Genomic DNA, 17,699 nt, shown 5'->3' with positions numbered 1-17,699 from the left:
GGGCGAGCTTCGGGCGCGGCGGTCGCGGAGGCCGAACCGCCTTCGGGCCGCCGACCACCCGACCGGCTAACACCGCTCCTGACGGGAAGCTGGCCACATCCACCCGATCGGCGCAACGAGCCAACGCGGGACCGACGGCACACCGCCAGGGCGCTCTCCCGCGCAGCCTCGTCGGTGACTGCCCTGTCGAAAAGCTCGTGCTGCCCAAGGCATGCGGCCCCGGGCAGCGAGGGCCCCGCGATGGCAGCCAGTACGTCATCCAGCAGCATGCGCCCGAGGGTACGAGGCGACGGCGACGCGGTTGATCGCATCTGCGGCGGACCACACACTTTGCACCTGAACCGTGTTCGGGGTGCCTCCTGGTCTCAGGTCTCCCCGAAACTCGTCACACGTCTCACCCCCTAAAGAGGGGGGTGAGACGAGACGCCTGGGCGGCGATGAGACGACGTGAGACGCGATGAGACGGGACGCTCACTTAATGGTCTGCGAAAGTCGCTCTCACCTGGCGGTTTCGAAAGATACAAACCAAGTCACCGAGTGTGCGGTCATGCGACGACCGTGAGACGGAGATGAGACATTCAGCCCGTTGAGACCGAAAACGTCTCATGACCATGGGACGTTCTGGACACGCTGCGTCTTGGGGTTTGCTAGTCGTCGGGTAGAGCAACGCGGTATATCGGCCTCTTCTCCGATCCGAGATTGTCTAGCCAGCCGGATTCTTCCAGTTCACCGACAACGCGGTAGAAGGTGGACCGCGACATCATGCCGTCCCCGGTCACCATATCTCGCAGGTTCGCCTGAGAGACCCCGGTGATCCGAAAGCGCTCGTTCATGAACGCCTTGAGTCTCACTGTCTTGTCGTCCATCTCGGCGGGAATCGTGCCCGCGTTGAACGCCTTCAGGACCACCGAGCCGGTACCCGGTATCGGGTCTAGGGTCAGTTGATGAGCGTCTAGCTCCGGGCCGTCCTTGCGCTTCTCACGGTTGAGCAGCACAGCCATTTCGTCGCGCGCGGTGCGATAGAGAGTGTCGACACCGTCCTCCAACGCCGAGGACCCACGAACGGTCTTCTTGTCCTTGCCGCTGTGGTGCACACCCAGCACGACACCTCGCCTGTCTGGTGTGGCGTCGAGGATGCGATACATGTTGTCGATGACCAGTCCGGTGTCCTTGGCACTGTTCTCGTCGGCGCCAACCATGCAACGGGCCATCGTGTCGACGACGATGAAGCCGTATCCGCTCCATCCCACCAGGGCCATCAAATCGGCGACATCAGCGGCTCGGGTGAGGTTGACCGGTCTCTGCCACACGGCGAACATCTCGTCGTCGATCTCGACGTGCCAGCCGGTTTCCCAGGCATCGACGCGGCCCCCGAATCCGAAAGCCCCTTCGGCCGCGATATAAAGCGTCTTCTGCTTGTCTGTCGCGCGGGTCTGCCATTTGCGTCCGGTGGCCACGCTTGCAGCCCAGTCCAGAGCGATAAAGGACTTGTAGGTGCCCCGGTGGCCATAGAGCATCGCGACGGTACCTTTATCTAACACGTTGTCAATCAACGGTTCTGGCTTCGGCAGGTTTCTCAGGTCTGATCGACACAACAAGCCGGTGAGCATACGCGGCAAAACATCCTCATCGCCGTCACCGTCGACTGAATCATTCTCGGTTCGGCGGTTACCACTACTGTTCGATTCACCGGCCTCTGATTTCAGTTCGGCTATGAGGCGACGATTCTCGCGTACCTTCACTTCGTTGGCCGTCCATGTGCTGTTGTCGGGAAATTGCGACCAATCGACGTGGATGCCTTCGCGCGCCGCCTTATTGAGCCCACGACGGACCGTATGGGTGAGCTTATCGGGGGTCATGTTGTCGTCTGCCGCGTGACCGTTGACCGCCTCGGCGTCGATGACCGCCTCGACGATCTCCTGTTCAGTCAACAAGCCGTCGTTGACGAACTTCCCACAGAAGTAGATTGCGGCGGTGAGTTCGTTATCACGGGCACCGCGCGGTGTGTGCGCCAACATGTCCATACGCCAACGCAAGAGGCCGCGCGCGCGATTGACAGCTTGGTCCCCAGACGGTGCCCTGTCGAGCGCGGCCAGCCGCGTGGCATCACGCTTCGCGCGCCAGGCACTAAAGGTGGCTATGTTCTCGGCGGCCAGCACCGACTCGTCCTGGTCGTCGGATGCGCTGGTATGGAGAGCAATCTGATCGCTGAAGACAGCCCAGCTAGCCAGCGGCTCGTCCTCGGTACTAAGTCCCAGGTAGTGTTCCCAGGGCATTAGGCGGCAGTCGTTCGACTTGCTCACCGCGTCACCGCGCGCCGGTTGCGTTCACCCCTCGGTGCTGTCACGATGGTCATGCATTGATCTCCTTCGAAAGTATCGATGCGCCGAGAGGCCCGGGCCGCCCCCGGGCCTCTCTGCTGTATGTACACCTGGCGTCTGATGCGCGCCAACCGTTGTTGTACAACGCTTTTTATCCATTTTTTTCCGTAAATTGCTGCAGCCGAACGAAACTGCAAGTCGAACGCGGTGACCCAATGGTGTGAGTGGCACCGAAACCCCAACTGGCGTCGCCAGGTTAGTGGTGCGCGACACCTACGTAACACGTACTGGCGACGTTCGTCGATGTTCACACCGACGCGGCCTCTTCCTGCGCCGCCAGCCATGCCTTGACGACGCCGCGCTTCCAGACGCGGCGGCGTCCGATCTTGAACGAGGCTGGCCCTTGACCGATCATGGCCCAGTAACGCCACGTGCTGGCCTTGGTGCCGGTGAGCGCCTCCAGGTCATGGCAGCTGAGATATTCGTTATCCGTATCCATGGTCGTCCTTCGCTGATTCGGTTTGCCATCGTGGCCTGTGTTGACCACAATGGCATATGCCATTAGTGTTTGCGTATGTCACTAGCGAAGTTCTCAATGGCATACACGGAGAGGGCATAGCTCATGGCCGAGCGGATCGTGCTGACCGAGGCACCGACGACTCTCATTTGCGACGACGACAAGAACACGATTGCGGTCGTCGCCGTCACCGACGACACGATCGTGCCCATGGGCGATGGATACGCATTCCGGCAGATCACCTACACCAACAACACCCCTCGCTATCGACTCGTGTTCGAAGTCCGCGACGGGATTCCTGGCTGCGTACGCATCGAGATTGAAGGCGGTGAATCATTCTTGCGCGCAAAGGATTTAGCAGCAATCAAGATTGACGATTTGCGCAGTGAGGCATTCGGTTTGAGCGGTGTCGACTATGACGAACACGGGAATCTCGTGCACCGGCGCAACTACGTTCGCGACCGCAAACGCGTCGACCAGATCAAATCCCGGCGCAAGGTGACTCCGGACCTGTTGAAACGGGTCGCCGAGATCCACAACGATGCACCCGAGGGCGCACGCACCGAGGCGATCAAGTCGGCGTTCGACGTATCCACGCGCACCGCGCTTCGCTACGTCAGCTTGGCCAAAGAGAAGGGACTCATCGGTGACTAGCCGCAACCGACGATCAGGTGTAGAAGACCGCTGGCACAAGACAATTCGCGACGAGCACGGCAACGAAAAACGCGTGCCCAGCTCAAAGTATGGGCGGGGTCTCCGGTGGCAGGCCCGCTGGGTCGATGATCACGGCTCCGAGCAATCCAAGTCGTTCGACACCAAAGGGGCAGCCAAGACATGGCTCGATACCGAGGTCACTGCGAAGGTCGCGACAGGCACCTACGTGCCGCCACGTGCCGGTGTGCTCACCGTGGCGGAGGTCTATTCGTCGTGGTCAGCATCCCAAGGTCATATCAGCGCCAAGACGGCTGCCACACGAAAGAGTGCCTGGCACAGCAGGGTTGAGCCGCAGTGGGGTCGCGTCGCAGTCGGCGACGTCAAGACCGCCGCCGTGCGGGCATGGGTGGCAAAGCTCAAGGCCGACGGTCTCGGCGTCCCTGGCATCGAGAACGCGTTTGGGCTGCTACGCCAGGTGCTCGGCGCGGCCGTCGAGGACTCACGCATCCCTCGCAACCCCTGTGACGGCGTAAAGCTGCCCAAACGCCAGCATGCCGATCGCGGCTACCTCACACACAAGCAGGTGGTCGCGCTGGCGGATGCGGTCGAGCGGGACGCCACCGTCGTGCGGTTCTTGGCGTACACGGGTCTGCGGTGGGGCGAGATGGCCGCGCTGAGGGTGCAGGACTTCGACATGCTGCGTCGCCGCGTCAACGTGGCACGCTCGGTCACCGAATCGGGCGGTTTGGTGTGGACACCAGGCAAGACCCACGAGCGTCGCTCAGTGCCGTTCCCAGCCCTACTAGCTGACGAGCTGTCCGCGTTGATGGTCCGGAAGGCGCGGGAGGCACTGGTGTTCGGCGACCAGCGCGGCGGGGTGCTGCGTAACTCCAACTGGCGTGCGCGTGTATTTGCGCCGGCCGTCGCGACGTGTCAGAAGTCCGACGAGACGTTCCCGACGATCACGCCCCACGATCTGCGGCACACGGCGGCGTCGCTGGCGATCAGTGCCGGGGCCAATGTAAAGGCGGTGCAACGGATGCTCGGTCACGCGAAAGCCTCGATGACGCTGGACACCTATGCGGACCTGTTCGACACCGATCTCGACGCGGTTGCGGTCGAGTTGGACGCGGCGATCAGGGCGGCTTGCAGATAAGCGGGCCTCTCAGTCACGCTCTCGTCAGCGGGCTGCGCCTTCTCTGCCTGAAGCATCAATCACGTCGAGTATCTCGGGGAGGTCAAGAATTGCGCGTCTGATAGCGCGATAGTCGTCCTCGGGAACGGTCACATCCCCGTACAGGGCCTCAAGCAAGTTAGCTTCGTGCACGTCTTCGCCTATCAGAGTGGTTGGCGCCGCCGCAGTCCCGAGCAGGTGCACGTAGCACCCGTAGTCGATTTGAAGAACGTCGTAGCGCTTGCCCTGCCCATCCTTGCTTGAATACCCCTGCTTGATCACGTGCAGGAGGCGGTCGTCGACTAGCTTCTGTATCAAAGGGTGGTTTGCTTGATCGCGATCAAGGAGAAAAGCTCGCGCCTTGCGCACGCCAATCACATCCTCGTTTATTTTCTCCAGGAGATCACGAGCCTGCGGCACTCCATTGAGTTGCGTTGCCTTCGACGTCAGGTACAACTGCGCCGCCGCCTGACGGACATGGTCAACCGAAATCTTCTCCCCGCCAGCCCGCAGCGCCGCCCGCCCAAGAACGTTGAGCGCGTCGCGGGGCACACCTTCGGCCGCCCTAACAAGTTCGTTCAGCGACGTGACCTGGGTGAACATAAGCGACATCATCTCGCTTGTGCTAGACAACGGCGGCAATTTCATTGTGGACAGGGCGTAGTTCAAGTGTCGGAAAATCAGATTTTGGAAAAACGCCCGCGATCTCCGAGCTTGTTCAGCTCCGGTACGAGCCGGGAAAACTACAAACTCGTCGAGATCGAGCAACGGGAAGAGTTCAGCACCTACCTCAACGCCCAGATATTGGCCTTGCTCCCCGGGAATACGCCAGTTAGAGCGGTGTGGTATCGCTCCGATGCGCACTGTCACCTGCGGAAGCCCGAAGAACAGCTTTCGAAGCATTTCGGCCAGGAACGGCTGGAGGTCGAGCGGAACGCCACTCCACTCGTCCAACAAAATCCAAAAACGCTTTGGGCCCATGCTGGCTAAGAATCGGCGCATCAACCCATTGACACCCCCGAAACTGATCCGATGACGCAAAGAGCCAGAACCAGATTCGGTCAGCTCAGAACTGTGACCGGTTGCGGCTTCCACTCCGAGGCCTGCAGATAGCCCCTGTGCCCCTAGGCCCAATTTCGCTGCATCTTTGACGTTCTCGGACTCTTTAACGGTTCCGGACTGCGTAATTTCTTTCTTTACAACGACTTCCCGAAAATGATCCATCATTTGGTCGAGCAACTCTATGCCAGCGTCGGCCCCGCCCTGGAACGCTGCTTCCAGAAACGCATCATGGACGATGCTAAGCACATCGACAACGAGGCGAGTCGCACGCTCTTCCAGTGATAGGGAAGCATCGACGTAGCGGCCCTCAGTAGAGCCGATGTCTTGTTCCATATCGATATACACGACCGTGTCAGAAAGGCTACGGCGCGTCTCCGCCAAATATTTGAGGGCATGAGTCTTACCTGTGCCGCGCCGACCGGAGATGATGCCGTTGTCCGTAGTGGTTAAAGCACCAACGAGGGAGGAGTCATCGACATATGTGGCGACCACGTATTCGTCCGCCGTGCGTTCTGCCCGCTTGTCAATTGCTTGCAGTGCGGTGAGCAGTTCACGCGTGGTCGCCATCATGCTCCTATTCAAAGGTAAGTCGGGCGCGCCCGTCCTCACAGACTTCGACGAGTACACCGCATCCGGAGCAGAACCGGTTTCTCAACACGGTGCGTGCGCGCGAACCCCGTCTGCGGGCCGTCTGCGGGCCGTACCTCCAACGAGGTGAAATGCAGCAAACAAAAATATTGCTGATACCTGCAATTTCTTCTGTGGAGCTAAGGGGAATCGAACCCCTGACCTACTCGATGCGAACGAGTCGCGCTACCAACTGCGCCATAGCCCCTGATACCGGTAGCAGGCTACCAGTCGCCGGTCACCGGCAGAAATCGCCTGGACTACTGCCCCGCCGCCCGCGGCAGGTCGTAGTGGCGGGCGAAGGCGACGTACTCGAGGTGCTCGAACTCAGGGTCCTCGTCGTCGATCTCGAGGACGGCGGCGCCGGGTCGGCGCAGCCGCGAAGGGACGACGTCGAACTCCTGATCGCTGGTGTTCTCGACCCCGAGGCGCGACCGCGCCATGCGCTGCGCTCGGCGGCGCCGCAGCTGCTCCTCGATGCGGGTCTGACGCCGCAGGTACGCCAGGTACAGCAGCGTGATCGCCGCGATGGTGCCGCAGGCCCACCACATCGACGCCGACCAGGTGAACGCTGCCACCGCGCTGGTGAGGATCAAGACCGCCATCACCGCCAGCGTGCGCGCCCGGAAACGGTACTTGCGGGCACTGACTGCCGCAGCGGTGGCGGATTCACGCCGGCGGCGCCGCGCCTCACTGAGCGAGTCGGCGCCGCGCAGTCCGGGATCGGCCGGCGGCTCGAGACCTGAGGAGTCGTCGACGTACTCGTACTCGTCCTCGGCGCGGACGTCATCGTCCGGCAGCTCCGCCTGCGGTTCGTCGTCATCGGCCGCGGACAGCTCTTCGGCATCCTCGAGATCCTCGAGGTCTTCTGAGTCTTCGCTGTGGGCTCGGACGAGAGGCTCGTCGGCCGTCTGCTCCGCTTCCGCGATGGGCAGCGCACCGGACTCTTCGACGACGTCGACGTCGAGGTAGTCGGGCTCGTCGGCGTCGCGCGTGTCGTCGGCCACCATGACCACCGAACGGCCCGGCGCGTCGTCGGCCTGCGTCTCGTCGTCGTCGGCGGGCTGCCAGTGCGGATCGCTGCGATGCCCGGCTGCCGGCCCACCGCGACGGCGCAGTCGCGCGCCGGCGCCGCTGTTGAGCACCCGGGTGGCCAACGCCACGTCACTGGTGCGTCGCACGGCGTCGCGCTTGCTGATCAGCATCGGCACCAGCACGAACAGCCAGAGCACGACAAGGGAGATCCAGAGGAGAGATTGGGGGATGCTTGGCATGGCGCCTGCTCCTTTCCCCATCAGGCTAGGTCTGTTCGACCAGCGCATCCGTGAGCGGCGCGCCGGGACAATTACACACCTGTAATTCGCTGAGTACAAGCACCAAACGTCACACGTGTCACATCAGCCACAGCTGGCCGGGCAAAGGAGCGGTCACGCCCACGACGCCCGCCCCGCACGCACCAGTGCAGAGGTCACCGAGCCGTTGACCTCTTCGATCGTCAGCGCCACCAGCAAGTGGTCCCGCCACGCGCCGTCGACGTCCAGATAGCGCCGCAGCAGGCCTTCCTCCCGGAAACCGGCCTTTGCCAGAACCGCCCGGCTCGCCCCGTTCTCCGGCCGCACCGTTGCCTCCACGCGGTGCAGCATCACCGGCCCGAAGCAGTGGTCCAGACCCAGCGCCAACGCTCCGGTCGCGACCCCTCCCCCGACGAATTCCCGCGCCACCCAGTACCCGATCCACGCGGATCGCAGCGCGCCGTGGGTGACGTTCCCGATGGTCAACTGGCCGGCGAACTTCCCGTCGAGTTCGATCACATACGGCAGCATCCGCCCCTTGCGAGCTTCGGCCCGCAGTCCCGAGCACACCGCGGGCCACGACGAAACTGCGTGGCGCAGTTGCCAATCCATGTCCGTCGAGGGTTCCCACGGCTCCAGATGCGCGCGGTCGGACAACCGGATCCTGCTCCACTGCGCGGCGTCGCGCAGGCGCACGGGCCGCAGTCGCACTTCGCCCGCGGCGACCCGCAGCGGGCCCACGGGCTGCGGCCACCCTGGGTGCTGCGAACGGGCGCCGAGGAGATTCATCACAGAAGGCGGATTCGGGTCTCAGCCGCGCTGAGCCAGGAACGCGACGTCGACGATCTCGCCGGTGCGGATCTGCTCGGCGTCACTGGGCACGACCACCAGGCAGTTTGCTTCCGCCAGCGTGGCCAGCAGATGAGACGAGGAGCCCGGGGCACCGCCGAGCGCCTGCACCAGGTACTCACCGGTGTCCTGGTCGCGCATCAACTGTCCCCGCAGGTATCCCTTGCGGCCGACCACCGACGTGATCGGCGACAACGCGCGCGCCTGCACGACGCGCCGCATCGGCTGCCGCTTGCCCAGCGACAGACGCAGAAGTGGCCGCACCATCACCTCGAAGACCACCAGCGCGCTGACCGGATTGGCGGGCAGCAGGAACACCGGTAAGCCGTCGGGTCCGAGTTGACCGAAGCCCTGCACCGAACCGGGGTGCATCGCGATGCGGGTCACCTCCATGTCACCCAGCTGGGCGAGCACCGATCGCACGCTCTCGGCGGCCGCGCCACCGACCGCCCCCGCGATCACCACCGCTTCGGCCCGGCTCAGCTGCCCCTCGACGACCTCACGCAATTGGGCGGGATCGGTGGGCACGATGCCGACGCGGTTCACCTCCGCGCCGGCGTCCCGGGCGGCGGCGGCCAATGCGTAGGAGTTGACGTCATAGACCTGGCCGTTGCCGGGGGTTCGCGAGATGTCGACGAGCTCACCGCCCACGCACATCACCGACAACCGCGGCCGAGGGTGCACGAGCACCCGCTCCCGGCCCACCGCGGCCAGAAGGCCGACCTGCGCCGGGCCGATGATCGCCCCGGCCCGCACGGCCACGTCCCCGGGTTGAACGTCGTCGCCGGTCCGGCGGACGTACGCCCCCGAGCGCACGCCACGCAACACGCGCACCCGGGATTCACCGCCGTCAGTCCACCGCAGCGGAAGCACCGCGTCGGCCAGCGTCGGCATCGGCGCGCCGGTCTGCACGCGCGCGGCCTGCCGTGGCTGCAACCGACTCGGCGTCCGCGAGCCCGCCTCGATCAGGCCCATCACCGGAAGGCTGAGGTCGCGGTTCTCGGGCTCGTCACCGTCACCGCCATCCGGGCCACCACCGATTCCCAGGACGTCGACGCTGCGCACGGCGTACCCGTCGATGGCCGCCTGGTCGAACCCCGGCAGCGGCCGCTCGGTGACCACCTCTTCGGCGCACATCAACCCCTGCGCCTCGGCAATCGCCACCCGCACCGGCCGCGGCGCCACCGCGGCCGCGGCCACCCGGGCCTGCTGCTCCTCCACCGAACGCACAGGATGCCTTTCTTCTGTTGAGCGCCTACGCGCTCCGCAGAAGATACGCGTGATCGGTGGCGCTAGTGCTCGGCCGAATCCTGCCCGAGCCCCAGCCGCTCGACCAACCACCGCCGTAATTCGGGCCCGTAGTCGTCTCGCTCCAACGCAAAGTCAACCGCAGCCTTGAGGTAGCCCCCGGGATTTCCCAGGTCGTGTCGAGATCCGCGGTGGACCACGACGTGCACCGGATGGCCCTCTTCGATCATCAAAGCGATGGCGTCGGTCAGCTGGAGTTCGCCGCCCGCGCCCTTCGGAATGCGCCTCAGCGCGTCGAAGACCGCCCGGTCGAGCACGTAGCGGCCGGCCGCCGCGTACGGCGACGGCGCGTCCTCGACCTTGGGCTTCTCCACCATGCCCTTGACCCGCAGCACATTCGGGTTGGCGGCGTCGGGGACGGTCTCGACGTCGAAGACGCCATAGGCACTGATGTCCTCGCGATCGACCTCGATGGCACACAGCACCGACCCGCCGCGCTTCGCGCGCACCTTCGACATCGTCTCGAGCACACCCGTCGGCAGCACCAGGTCGTCGGGCAGCAGCACCGCGATCGCGTCCTCGTCGGGCGAGAGGCTGTCCTCGACGCATCCGATCGCGTGCCCGAGGCCCTTCGGCTCGGCCTGCACCACCGACTCGACCTTGATCAGCGCCGGCGCCCGTCGCACCTTTTCCAGCATCGCGTTCTTACCGCGCGCCTCGAGCGTGCCCTCGAGCACCAGATCCTCGACGAAGTGCGCGACCACCCCGTCCTTGCCCTCGGACGTGATGATGATGAGTCGTTCGGCGCCGGCTTCGGCGGCCTCGGCGGCCACCAACTCGATACCGGGTGTGTCGACGACGGGAAGCAACTCTTTGGGCACCGTCTTGGTGGCGGGCAGGAAACGGGTTCCCAGCCCCGCGGCGGGGACGACCGCGGTGCGCGGTATGGGAACTTCAGGCCGATTCATCGTTCACACACTAACCTCTCGGGGTCGGTAGTTCTCCCCATACCCGGGACGCGGAAGGCTACTCAGTGCCCCTGACGAAAGCACAGGTACGCGCCGCAATCCTTGCTGCGCGTGCAGCCTCGACACCGCACCAGCGCGCCACCGAGGCCGCCGCCCTGACCGGCCATCTGCTCGCGTGGGTGACGCCCGGCTCGACGGTCTGCGCCTATGTCCCGGTCGGCACGGAGCCCGGCTCGGTGCAGCTGCTCGATGCATTGACCGACCGCGGTGTGCGGGTGCTTTTGCCCGTGGCGCGCCAGGACGACGACGGCGTGCCGCAACCTCTGCAGTGGGGCGCCTACCGTGCGGGCACACTGGTCCGGGCGGCGTTCGGGCTTCGCGAGCCGGCGCCGCCGCATCTGCCGGCAGAGACGGTGGGCGAGGCGAGCGTGGTGCTGGTGCCTGCGTTGGCCGTGGACCGTCGCGGGACGCGGCTGGGCCGAGGCGCCGGCTTCTACGATCGGACACTGCAGTGGGCGGCCGCGACGGCGCCGCTGGTGGCGATCGTGCGTGACGACGAACTGGTCGAGGAGTTGCCCAACGACCCGCACGACGTTCAGATGACCCACGCCGCGGCGCCCGGTCTCGGCGTCGTCGACCTGCGGCGGGAATGACAACCACCCACTGGCGGTTCTAGCACTTGAGTCGGTAGAGTGCTAACAAGTGTGACGACCTGGGAGGAAGCTGTGCCCACCTATTCTTACGCGTGCACCGAGTGCGACAACAAGTTCGACGTGGTGCAGGCGTTCACCGACGATTCGCTGACCGAGTGCCCGCAGTGCAACGGTCGCTTGCGCAAGGTGTTCGGCAAGGTCGGCGTGGTCTTCAAGGGCAGCGGCTTCTACCGCACCGACAGCCGTGAGTCCGGCAAGAGCTCGACCGGTTCCAGCGCGAAGAGCAGCAGCTCCGAGTCCAGCTCGTCCGCGTCCTCGGAGAGCTCGTCCTCGAGTTCGTCATCGAGCAGCTCGTCGAGTTCGTCGGACAGCTCGTCGAAGTCCTCGAGCTCGTCCTCGGCGCCGGCAGCTGCCGCGTCCAGCTGATCCGCCTCGTTGTCCACAGGGCACGAACAAGCCGCTGACGGGGCTCGCCTGTCGTCTTAGCGTGGCCGCATGTCCGGCTCGCTCGATCCCACCGCACTGCACCGGCTGTCTCGCGCAGTGCGCCCCGACTGGTCGCGCACTGTGACCGCTCGCCGCGTTCTGGCCGGCGCCCTGGTGCTGCTCGCCGCTGCCGCTGCGTGGCGCGACGATCCCCGTGACGACCGCATCGACGTCGTCGTCGCCGCCCGAGACCTCTCCCCCGGCACCGCACTGAGCGCGCAGGACGTGCGCCTCGAGCAACGCAGCGCCGCAACTGTTCCGGACGGAGCGCAAACCCATGTCGACGATGTCGCGGGGAGCACGCTGGCCGGCCCCGCCCGCCGTGGTGAGGCGCTGACCGACGTCCGCCTCCTCGGGCCACGGCTGGCCGAATCGACGGCCGGCCCCGACGCTCGCATCGTCGCTCTGCCGCTAGCTGATCCCGCACTCCTCGATCTGCTGCGTGCCGGCGACGTCGTCGACGTGGTGGCCGCCCCGGCTTCGGGCGGCAGCGACACCGAGGCTCGAATCATCGCGACCGATGCGGTCGTTGTTCTGGTGTCGGACAAGAGTGGCGGAATCACCGCGCAGAACGGCAATCGTGTTGTCCTGGTTGCCCTTCCGTCTCCATCAGCCAGAACGGTGGCGGGTGCGGCCCTGATGCAGGCCGTCACCGTGACGCTGCACTGATCACTTCACGGTCAGGTAGATGACGCTGCCCGTCCTGGTCAGATGCTGATCCTCGAAGTTGGCGTCCCACACCCGCTTCCAGATGTCTGGACCGGTGGTCATGTTGACCACCGCCGCCTCGTCGAGCGGAACTCGCGACTGGCGCGTGACGATGACCCGGTTGCCTGCGGCCTCCAGCTCGCTGATGGTGTCCTCGGCGCTGGCCGCGGTGGGCGCGGCGAGTGCCGGTGCCACCAGCCCCAGCGCCACAGCGGTGAGGGCGGTGGCTGTTGCGGTGGCGATGCCGATTGTGTTCATGCCTGTTAAACCCGCAGCTCAGGCCGATCATTCCGGTGGCAGAAAGTGTTCGATCGGTGGCAGTAACGACTAACGTGGAGCCCTGTCAGTCCGCATTCTGCGATCGGGAGGATGAGCATGATCAAAGGGTTCAAGGAATTTCTCGCCCGCGGCAACGTGATCGATCTGTCGGTGGCGGTCGTCATCGGCACCGCGTTCACCGCTCTGGTGAAGGCCTTCACCGACAGCGTGATTCAGCCGCTCATCGACCGAATCGGTGCCGGTGGCGACAGGGAGTACGGGATCTTGAAGATCCCGCTGGGTGCCGACAAGTACGTCGACTTCAATGCGGTCCTCTCCGCCTTCATCAACTTTCTTCTGGTGGCGGCCGTCGTCTACTTCGTCATCGTGCTTCCGTACAAGAAGCTCCGCGAGCGCGGCGAGGTGGAGCAAGCGCAGGACACCGAGCTGAGCCTGCTCACCGAGATCCGAAACCTGCTGCAGGAGAACAACGGTCCGGCAGGAAAGCACGTCAGCGGACCCGGTACCGGCCCCAGCCCGGATACCGCGACATACACCAGCGCGGACCGCGACTGACCGCATACACAACAAAAGGCCCCCGGCTTTCGCCGGGGGCCTTTTGCGTGAGAGTCGATCAGGGGTTGTTGATGTCGAACGGGATCGCCATCCAGTTCGCGCACCACGGGCCGTCGTACACGCAGGCGCTGATGTCGCCGGCAGCACCGGAGAACACCCATGCCTTCGTGCCGGGGACGCCACGCGTCGAGGTGCGAACCTCGCCGCCCTGCGAAGCGAGAGCCTCGCCGAACCCGGAGGTGCGGACCTCACCCTGCGCCATGACACCCGACGAGCCGTTGGACACGTCGGGCGAGCGGACTGCGCCGTCGGCCTCGCGGCCGTTACCCGGCGTCGAGGGATCAGCAGACATGTCGTCGGCGCTGGCAGTGCCCACACCGATTGTCATGAGCGCGGCGGCAGCGGCGAGACCGCTCAGCCCCATTGCGATCGGCTTCGCCAACCGCGCGGAAACGGAAGTACCGTACTCGGCCACCGGCCGTCCCTTCTCTTTGAACTGGTTGAAGCTAGGTCCGGTCAGATTACCAGTGTTGAACGCTTCGTGCGCAGGTAGCGCAATGTTGAGAATCATCTTCCTCACCTTGAGTTTTCCCTTGCCGAAGTGGGTAATCCACCTAGTTCATGTTCCAGGGTTCTCCGTAGGTCGTGACGCTGTCGCCGTCCTTGGAGATCAAGCGCGCATAGGGCCGCAGGAGCACGCCGCCGGCCGCACCCGTGACGGTTCCGTGGGCGTTCGACACCGCGACGGCGCCGTGGTCACCGGAGACGTCGACCGAGAACGTCGCGACTTCCTGGATGCCCGGGCCGTTGCCCAGATCCGCCGAGATCGAGACACCGGGCAGCAGCGGCGGCGTCGAGATCGGCGGGAACAGATCGATCGGGCCCTTTGCCGTACCGATGATGTCCTGCTGATCGAGCGCGATGTTCGGCGTGGTGTAGCTGAAGTTGATGCCCACACCCAGCGACCACGGGAAGCCGATCTGATAACCCAGCTCCAACGTGCCCGCGAAGTCCTTGGCCCCGTCACCCACGACCGAGTAGACCGCCTTGCCCGAGTGGAACCACTCGCGGGTCAGCCGGTTGCGGTCAAGGGGGAACACACCATTGAGGAAGGTGTCCCACTGCTGGATGGTCAGCGTGCGGCCCTTACCGTCCACCAGACTCAGTTCGTTGTCCAGCCCTGCGTGCGATGTGCCGGTGCTGACGAGCAGCGCCGCAACGCTCATGCTCAGTGCTACCAACACCCGGATGATCAGCTTCATGCTCTCCTCAGCCCGTTGACGGTGAATTATTGGAAAATTTCTCATCTTTGAGGAGACGAAAGTATCTAGCCGGGCACCGCACCGCTTGTCCGCCAAGCTGTTTGGTAACCAATTGCCAGGCTGGTCACAGGTAGCGGGAGACGACGGTCACAAAAGCGGCCCCCGACTGTCGTCAGGGGCCGCTCCCGCGCAGAGACCGAGAAGTCAGTTCGTGTTCAGTTCATGTTCCAGGGTTCTCCGTAGGTCGTGACGCTGTCGCCGTCCTTGGAGATCAAGCGCGCATAGGGCCGCAGGAGCACGCCGCCGGCCGCACCCGTGACGGTTCCGTGGGCGTTCGACACCGCGACGGCGCCGTGGTCACCGGAGACGTCGACCGAGAACGTCGCGACTTCCTGGATGCCCGGGCCGTTGCCCAGATCCGCCGAGATCGAGACACCGGGCAGCAGCGGCGGCGTCGAGATCGGCGGGAACAGATCGATCGGGCCCTTTGCCGTACCGATGATGTCCTGCTGATCGAGCGCGATGTTCGGCGTGGTGTAGCTGAAGTTGATGCCCACACCCAGCGACCACGGGAAGCCGATCTGATAACCCAGCTCCAACGTGCCCGCGAAGTCCTTGGCCCCGTCACCCACGACCGAGTAGACCGCCTTGCCCGAGTGGAACCACTCGCGGGTCAGCCGGTTGCGGTCAAGGGGGAACACACCATTGAGGAAGGTGTCCCACTGCTGGATGGTCAGGGTGCGGCCCTTACCGTCCACGAGACTCAGTTCGTTGTCCAGCCCTGCGTGCGATGTGCCGGTGCTGACGAGCAGCGCCGCAACGCTCATGCTCAGTGCTACCAACACCCGGATGATCAGCTTCATGCTCTCCTCAGCCCGTAAATCGATGGGGGTTTCGTCATCGAGGAGATGAAAGTAACCAGCCGTTGCGCCGGACTGCTTGCCCGCCAAGCTGTTTGGTATTCACTTACCAACCTGGTCACAGACAGGGAGTCCATCCTGAACGTGTCAGAGTCCATCTGGGCCGTACGCAAAAGCGGCCCCTGACCGAAGTCAGAGGCCGCTTCTGGAGAACCGTTACATCAGTTCATGTTCCAGGGTTCGCCGTAGGTGGTGACGCTGTCACCGGCCGACGAGATCAGACGTGCGTAGGGACGCAGCAGCACACCGCCGGCAGCACCGGTCACCGTGCCGTGCGCGTTCGACACTGCCACCGCGCCATTGGGGCCGGAGACGTCGACGGTGAACGTCGCGACTTCCTGGATACCGGGGCCGTTGCCCAGGTCCGCCGAGATCGACACGCCCGGGAACAGCGGCGGCGTCGAGATCGCCGGGAACAGGTCGATGCCGACGCCATCGACGCCGATGACGTCCTGGCCGTCGAGCGCGATGTTGGGGGTGGTGTAGCTGAAGTTGATGCCCACGCCCAGCGACCACGGGAAGCCGATCTGGTAACCCAGCTCCAGGGTGCCCTCGAAATCATCGGCGCCCTCGCCGGCCACGCTGTACACAGCCTTGCCCGAGTGGAACCACTCGCGGGTCAGCCGGTTGCGGTCAAGGGGAAACACGCCGTTGAGGAACGTGTCCCACTGCTGGATCGTCAACGTCCGACCCTTGCCATCGACCAGGCTCAGCTCATTGTCCAGCCCTGCGTGAGAGGTGCCAGTGCTCACGAACAACGCAGCGATGGCCGCGACCATCGCGATCAGCACCCGAGAAATTGTCTTCATGGTGATCCTTTTCAGGTGGTGAGAGCGACGGAGTGCCGGCCTCGAAGGACCGGCACTCCACCGAACTCGTGGGCGATGCCCGTGGGTCAGTTCATGTTCCAGGGTTCGCCGTAGGTGGTGACGCTGTCACCGGCCGACGAGATCAGACGTGCGTAGGGACGCAGCAGCACACCGCCGGCAGCACCGGTCACCGTGCCGTGCGCGTTCGACACTGCCACCGCGCCATTGGGGCCGGAGACGTCGACGGTGAACGTCGCGACTTCCTGGATACCGGGGCCGTTGCCCAGGTCCGCCGAGATCGACACGCCCGGGAACAGCGGCGGCGTCGAGATCGCCGGGAACAGGTCGATGCCGACGCCATCGACGCCGATGACGTCCTGGCCGTCGAGCGCGATGTTGGGGGTGGTGTAGCTGAAGTTGATGCCCACGCCCAGCGACCACGGGAAGCCGATCTGGTAACCCAGCTCCAGGGTGCCCTCGAAATCATCGGCGCCCTCGCCGGCCACGCTGTACACAGCCTTGCCCGAGTGGAACCACTCGCGGGTCAGCCGGTTGCGGTCAAGGGGAAACACGCCGTTGAGGAACGTGTCCCACTGCTGGATCGTCAACGTCCGACCCTTGCCATCGACCAGGCTCAGCTCATTGTCCAGCCCTGCGTGAGAGGTGCCAGTGCTCACGAACAACGCAGCGATGGCCGCGACCATCGCGATCAGCACCCGACTGATTGCCTTCATGTTCTCCCTTGCTCAGTAGAACGGGTCCCCATGTCGGGGCACCGGTTGCTCGTGCCTGGCCGTACTGCTACACCACACACCTCGCGAGAACTTCATGTGAGTGGAATTAAAAAGCTCACATTTTGTTCTTACGAATCACTCATCGTTTTGACGAGAGGAACATAACGAGGAGGCATCCGACCGGCAACGCGTACGTCTGTGTGGTGTCGTAGGGCGCACACCGCGGCCAACGTTTGCTGACGACCCCTCGAGAGTCAGCGACCCCCTCCTCGCGACGACGGGGGTCGGCAGAAGAACTCCGTCGCTGATCTTGACCCCGCACCAACGTCTTCGCGTTCCGCGGCGACGGCGTTACACCAGGTTCCTGAAATGGAGCTGTGGTGAACCTACAGGTCAGCCGTGATCGCCGTGATGAGGCGGAATGTTGTCCCGCAGCCAGCGATCCCGGTCGTCGTCGTCTCCGTCCCGGTCTGGATCGCGTTCACCGGGCGGCATCTCAGGCAATGTCTCACCGAACACCTTGTTAACTACATCGCGCGATGGCCGCGACTGCTCGGTCATTGAGCCCACCCTGTGTGACA

General features: G+C 64.4%; 20 protein-coding genes and 1 tRNA gene. 6 read left to right on the top strand and 15 right to left on the bottom strand.

The annotated features are described in order from the left end of the window. Positions 1-647: 647 nt before the first annotated feature. Both DMB80_RS09055 and DMB80_RS09050 read right to left on the bottom strand, forming a co-directional pair. On the bottom strand, positions 648-2,303 hold the full coding sequence (locus tag DMB80_RS09055; protein ID WP_162938463.1) for an AAA family ATPase: 1,656 nt from the start codon (positions 2,301-2,303) through the stop codon (positions 648-650). Between the two features lie 325 nt (positions 2,304-2,628). Further along, positions 2,629-2,883, bottom strand: coding sequence for a helix-turn-helix transcriptional regulator (locus DMB80_RS09050; RefSeq protein WP_338043862.1), 255 nt, complete (start codon positions 2,881-2,883; stop codon positions 2,629-2,631). A 60-nt stretch (positions 2,884-2,943) separates the two neighbouring features. Between DMB80_RS09050 and DMB80_RS09045 the strand changes: the two genes are divergently transcribed. Continuing rightward, on the top strand, positions 2,944-3,492 hold the full coding sequence (locus DMB80_RS09045; RefSeq protein WP_111509544.1) for a hypothetical protein: 549 nt from the start codon (positions 2,944-2,946) through the stop codon (positions 3,490-3,492). A gap of 73 nt (positions 3,493-3,565) precedes the next feature. Beyond that, complete coding sequence (locus DMB80_RS09040) at positions 3,566-4,648, top strand: tyrosine-type recombinase/integrase (protein ID WP_240431088.1); 1,083 nt, start codon at positions 3,566-3,568, stop codon at positions 4,646-4,648. Positions 4,649-4,672: 24 nt separating this feature from the next. Here the strand turns inward: DMB80_RS09040 and DMB80_RS09035 are convergent, their stop codons facing one another. From DMB80_RS09035 to DMB80_RS09010, 6 genes are all read right to left on the bottom strand, one after another. Continuing rightward, on the bottom strand, positions 4,673-6,298 hold the full coding sequence (locus DMB80_RS09035) for an ORC-CDC6 family AAA ATPase (RefSeq protein ID WP_162938462.1): 1,626 nt from the start codon (positions 6,296-6,298) through the stop codon (positions 4,673-4,675). Positions 6,299-6,490: 192 nt separating this feature from the next. Further along, positions 6,491-6,563: transfer RNA gene (locus tag DMB80_RS09030), tRNA-Ala, on the bottom strand. Between the two features lie 52 nt (positions 6,564-6,615). Continuing rightward, positions 6,616-7,629, bottom strand: a complete 1,014-nt coding sequence (sepX, locus tag DMB80_RS09025; protein WP_111509541.1) for a divisome protein SepX/GlpR — start codon at positions 7,627-7,629, stop codon at positions 6,616-6,618. A gap of 153 nt (positions 7,630-7,782) precedes the next feature. Next, a complete protein-coding gene (locus tag DMB80_RS09020; RefSeq protein WP_111509540.1) occupies positions 7,783-8,436 on the bottom strand; it encodes a GNAT family N-acetyltransferase in 654 nt (217 codons plus the stop codon). A 21-nt stretch (positions 8,437-8,457) separates the two neighbouring features. Further along, a complete protein-coding gene (gene glp, locus DMB80_RS09015) occupies positions 8,458-9,726 on the bottom strand; it encodes a molybdotransferase-like divisome protein Glp (RefSeq protein WP_111509539.1) in 1,269 nt (422 codons plus the stop codon). Between the two features lie 62 nt (positions 9,727-9,788). Beyond that, entirely contained in the window at positions 9,789-10,712 is a 924-nt protein-coding gene (locus DMB80_RS09010) for a UTP--glucose-1-phosphate uridylyltransferase (RefSeq protein ID WP_046361877.1), read from the bottom strand. 65 nt (positions 10,713-10,777) lie between these two features. Between DMB80_RS09010 and DMB80_RS09005 the strand changes: the two genes are divergently transcribed. From DMB80_RS09005 to DMB80_RS08995, 3 genes are all read left to right on the top strand, one after another. After that, the gene (locus DMB80_RS09005; RefSeq protein ID WP_111509538.1) at positions 10,778-11,365 is read left to right on the top strand and encodes a 5-formyltetrahydrofolate cyclo-ligase; all 588 of its coding nucleotides are present in this window, start codon (positions 10,778-10,780) and stop codon (positions 11,363-11,365) included. A 72-nt stretch (positions 11,366-11,437) separates the two neighbouring features. Beyond that, positions 11,438-11,791 carry an FmdB family zinc ribbon protein gene (locus tag DMB80_RS09000; protein WP_111509642.1) on the top strand — a complete coding sequence of 118 codons (354 nt, stop codon included), beginning with the start codon at positions 11,438-11,440 and terminating at the stop codon, positions 11,789-11,791. A gap of 69 nt (positions 11,792-11,860) precedes the next feature. Next, entirely contained in the window at positions 11,861-12,520 is a 660-nt protein-coding gene (locus DMB80_RS08995; RefSeq protein WP_111509537.1) for an SAF domain-containing protein, read from the top strand. Here the strand turns inward: DMB80_RS08995 and DMB80_RS08990 are convergent, their stop codons facing one another. Further along, positions 12,521-12,817, bottom strand: coding sequence for a hypothetical protein (locus tag DMB80_RS08990; RefSeq protein ID WP_111509536.1), 297 nt, complete (start codon positions 12,815-12,817; stop codon positions 12,521-12,523). 117 nt (positions 12,818-12,934) lie between these two features. On the opposite strand from DMB80_RS08990, the gene mscL reads away from it, so the two are divergent. After that, the gene (gene mscL, locus DMB80_RS08985) at positions 12,935-13,393 is read left to right on the top strand and encodes a large-conductance mechanosensitive channel protein MscL (protein ID WP_111509641.1); all 459 of its coding nucleotides are present in this window, start codon (positions 12,935-12,937) and stop codon (positions 13,391-13,393) included. 58 nt (positions 13,394-13,451) lie between these two features. Here mscL and DMB80_RS08980 read toward each other — a convergent pair whose 3' ends face one another. From DMB80_RS08980 to DMB80_RS28060, 6 genes are all read right to left on the bottom strand, one after another. After that, positions 13,452-13,964 (bottom strand): hypothetical protein, encoded by a 513-nt coding sequence (locus tag DMB80_RS08980; RefSeq protein ID WP_240431087.1) that lies wholly within the window; start codon positions 13,962-13,964, stop codon positions 13,452-13,454. A gap of 43 nt (positions 13,965-14,007) precedes the next feature. After that, positions 14,008-14,655, bottom strand: coding sequence for a porin MspA (locus tag DMB80_RS08975; RefSeq protein ID WP_048423725.1), 648 nt, complete (start codon positions 14,653-14,655; stop codon positions 14,008-14,010). Between the two features lie 215 nt (positions 14,656-14,870). Continuing rightward, the gene (locus tag DMB80_RS08970) at positions 14,871-15,518 is read right to left on the bottom strand and encodes a porin MspA (protein WP_048423725.1); all 648 of its coding nucleotides are present in this window, start codon (positions 15,516-15,518) and stop codon (positions 14,871-14,873) included. A gap of 218 nt (positions 15,519-15,736) precedes the next feature. Then, positions 15,737-16,384, bottom strand: a complete 648-nt coding sequence (locus DMB80_RS08965) for a porin MspA (RefSeq protein ID WP_111509535.1) — start codon at positions 16,382-16,384, stop codon at positions 15,737-15,739. A gap of 86 nt (positions 16,385-16,470) precedes the next feature. Continuing rightward, positions 16,471-17,118 carry a porin MspA gene (locus tag DMB80_RS08960; protein WP_111509534.1) on the bottom strand — a complete coding sequence of 216 codons (648 nt, stop codon included), beginning with the start codon at positions 17,116-17,118 and terminating at the stop codon, positions 16,471-16,473. Positions 17,119-17,511: 393 nt separating this feature from the next. Beyond that, on the bottom strand, positions 17,512-17,679 hold the full coding sequence (locus DMB80_RS28060; protein WP_162938461.1) for a hypothetical protein: 168 nt from the start codon (positions 17,677-17,679) through the stop codon (positions 17,512-17,514). Between the last annotated feature and the right edge of the window lie 20 nt (positions 17,680-17,699).

Origin of the sequence: Mycobacterium kyogaense (assembly GCF_003254575.1) — a bacterium.
GTDB lineage: Bacteria > Actinomycetota > Actinomycetes > Mycobacteriales > Mycobacteriaceae > Mycobacterium > Mycobacterium kyogaense.
The sequence above is the reverse complement of the archived record's forward strand: the minus strand, read 5'-3'. Positions and strand labels throughout refer to the sequence as shown.